The 3,007-nt window shown below is 68.6% G+C and carries 3 protein-coding genes and 1 pseudogene; all 4 read right to left on the bottom strand.

Translation table 11 applies throughout. From position 1 onward, the window contains the following. Positions 1–427 (bottom strand): annotated as a pseudogene (locus AC2VOG_RS06730) (DUF58 domain-containing protein); the annotation flags it as partial. A 5-nt stretch (positions 428–432) separates the two neighbouring features. After that, a complete protein-coding gene (locus AC2VOG_RS06735) occupies positions 433–1,416 on the bottom strand; it encodes an AAA family ATPase (RefSeq protein WP_486939140.1) in 984 nt (327 codons plus the stop codon). After that, entirely contained in the window at positions 1,413–2,558 is a 1,146-nt protein-coding gene (locus AC2VOG_RS06740) for a DUF4350 domain-containing protein (protein ID WP_486939141.1), read from the bottom strand. The genes AC2VOG_RS06735 and AC2VOG_RS06740 overlap by 4 nt, the downstream gene beginning before the upstream one ends. Next, positions 2,540–3,007, bottom strand: a 468-nt coding sequence (locus tag AC2VOG_RS06745; protein WP_486939142.1) for a DUF4129 domain-containing protein, incomplete at its 5' end; no start/stop codon positions are given. The genes AC2VOG_RS06745 and AC2VOG_RS06740, both read right to left, overlap by 19 nt.

Genomic DNA, 3,007 nt, shown 5'->3' on the forward strand with positions numbered 1-3,007 from the left:
TCTGTCGGCCGGCCAGTCCCATCGGACCGATCGAGCGTGCGGTGATCGCCGCCGACTTTTGATCGCCGCGACGGATCGGGCGCAGGTAGATGTCCACTCGAAGGACTTGCCCCGCAACGATATCGACGGCGTGGCTGGTCGGCCCGGCCTGCGTACTGGGTGGCCAGGCATCGCGAATGTGTCCGTTGAAGTGACGTCGACCGGTGTTGCCGATCAGCAGGCCGAGAGTCGCCGTTTCGCCGAGCCGCACCGAGCCGTTCGGCAGCCGGGTGAACTCCAGCTGAGACGGGTCGGCCGCCAATGCGACATCAGCGGCGATCATGACCGCGAGCATGCCCAGCAGCACTGTGAAAGTTTGCGCCGGCCAAGGCGATACCACGATCGGCAGCACGCACAGCAGTGCGATCTGGCCGCTACGCCCGGTCAACACCACTAGCGGGGCACCGGGACCGAGGCCAGGATGCCGTCGAGTACGCCGTCAGTGCTGGCTCCCTCGAGCTCGGCCTCCGGCCGGAGCAGTACCCGGTGCCGAAGCGTCGGGCGGGCCATCGCCTTCACGTCGTCGGGAGTCACGTAGTTGCGCCCGGAAAGCCATGCCCACGACCGCGCCGTGGCGAGCAATGCGGTTGTGCCACGGGGTGATACGCCCAGTTGCAGTGCCGGTGAATGCCGAGTCGCACCGGCGATGTCGACGAGGTATCCCAACACCTCGTCGGCTACCAGCACTTGACGTACCGCGTCACGGCCAGCGGCCAATTCCGCGGGGCCGGCGACCGGCCGGATCGCCGACAGGTCGCGTGGATCGAATCCGCGCGCGTGTCGGCTGAGGATGGCGATTTCGGCGTCGCGCGGTGGCAGCGGCACATCCAGCTTCAGCAGGAACCGGTCGAGCTGGGCCTCCGGCAATTGATAGGTGCCCTCGTATTCGATCGGATTCTGCGTTGCCGCAACGATAAACGGGTCGGGCAGCGTCCTGGGCGCGCCGTCCACACTGACTTGGCGTTCTTCCATCGCCTCCAGCAGCGCCGCCTGCGTCTTCGGCGGAGTCCGGTTGATCTCGTCGGCAAGCAGCAGGTTGGTAAAAACCGGACCGCTGCGGAAAGCGAACGCGGCGGTGCGATTGTCATAGACCAACGACCCGGTGATGTCGCCGGGCATCAGGTCCGGGGTGAACTGGACACGCTTGAAATCCAGTTGCAACGCTGCCGCCAGGGACCGGACCAGCAGCGTCTTCGCCACGCCCGGTACGCCTTCGAGCAGCACGTGCCCACGGCACAGCAGTGCGATCACCAGTCCGGTGACCACCGCGTCCTGCCCGACGACAGCCTTGCCGATCTCCCCGCGCAGCGCGTGCAGTGCGTGCCGGGCCGCCTCGGCTGCCGGTGGCTGAGCTGTGTGGGGGTGCGGTTGAGTCATGGATGTGTGACCTGCCTTTCGACGTCATCGAGTGCGTGGGCGAGCCGTACCAATTCGGCGTCGGTGGCTGGAGGCTGACCGAACAGGATGTTTCGCAGTACCTCCGGATCAAACCTGCTGCGCGACGTGACCGCCTGCAGCACGGCTGGAGGCGGGGTATCGGCGCTCAGGCCGAGTCGGGGGAGCAGGCGCTGTAGTGTCGCGCTGCGCAACGCTTGAGCGGCGCGATCGCGGGCTCGTCGGGATCGGTACAGCCGACCGCGACCTTCCACCGCCTCCGACGCGCGGACCACGACCGGCAGGTCCTCGACGACCAGCGGTCCGATCCGGCGGCCCTTCCATAACGCGATGAGCGCCACGGTCAGCCACAACTGGACCACCGCCCAGGTCACGTTGGCCGGAATCAGGTCGAGAATCTTTCCCTTGGCCGACGATTCACCTTCGACATGTTGTGGTGCGAACCAGACCAGACGGGAACGTGCCCCGGCGAGGTTCATCGCCAGCGCCGCGTTGCCGGCTCGCAACAGGGCGCCGTTCGTCAGGAACTCGGTGCTCCCGAGCACGGTCACACTGCGGTCGCCGTCCCGGTAGCGGACCAGCGCGCCGCCGTAGCAGCTGGTGACGTGCGTGGCGCCGACGGCCCGAAAGGTGTTCGACGGCCCGAAGTCCACCGACCCCGCTCGATTCGCTTCTCGCAGAGCGCAATCCGGGGCATCGTCAGCTGATCCGGTTCCAGCGCTGCGGATGCCCGGCGACAGCGCGGCGCGTGCGCGTGACGTCGGCTCGACCAGCAGCAGATCCCCGGGGGCGTCAGCGAGGCGCTTCATCAGCGGCCCGGACGTGACGCGCTGGGTTTGGCCGAACAACAGCAGCGATCCCGGGCGCGCTGCGACCACCGCCTCGTCCACGCTGTTCGCGATCACGACGGTGACGCCCCGGTCACGCAGCAGCGCGACCAAGGCGTGCCCGCCGGCGGGCCCGGTGGCTTCGGGATCCAGTCGCCCTCCCGGCCGGGGCACGGTCAGATACGTGGCCAGAGCGGCGACCGCGCAGCTGGTGACCAGAGCGGTCAGCATCCACCACCACGGGCGCCGGCGCACTGGAGAAAGTGCCTGCGCGGCTGTCACCGGACCGGGGCCCACGAGTCGGGGATCGGCTGCCCGGGTGGCCCGAATTGACCTGTCGCCGAAGGGTGATGGATGTGGTCATCGAGGTCGACGATCACCTGGTAGGCGGCTTGGGTACCGGGCCTTTCGCCGTAGGCGACGTCGTTGAACGCGGTCGCCGATCGCGACAACTCGGCCCCCAGTGCGGGCAGTCGGCCGGCGGCGTCGGCGGCCAGCTCGCTGGCGGTGCGGCCCGGTGCCGGATCCAGGATGCCGTTGTCCTCCAGGCCGCGGGCCACGGCACGCAAGCGATGGCGGATCGCCGCGGCCCAGTTCGCTTCGGCGGCAAAGCGTTCCCCGATAGCGCGATGCTGCGCGGCGGTGAGTCGCCCAGCATCGAACAGCTGGTAGTCGCCGTCGGCGTGGGTGCGGATCGTCCGGCGCGCGACCCGAACGGCGATCACCACCGCTGCAATCAGCAAGGC

Source organism: Mycobacterium sp. TH-M11 (genome assembly GCF_057473725.1).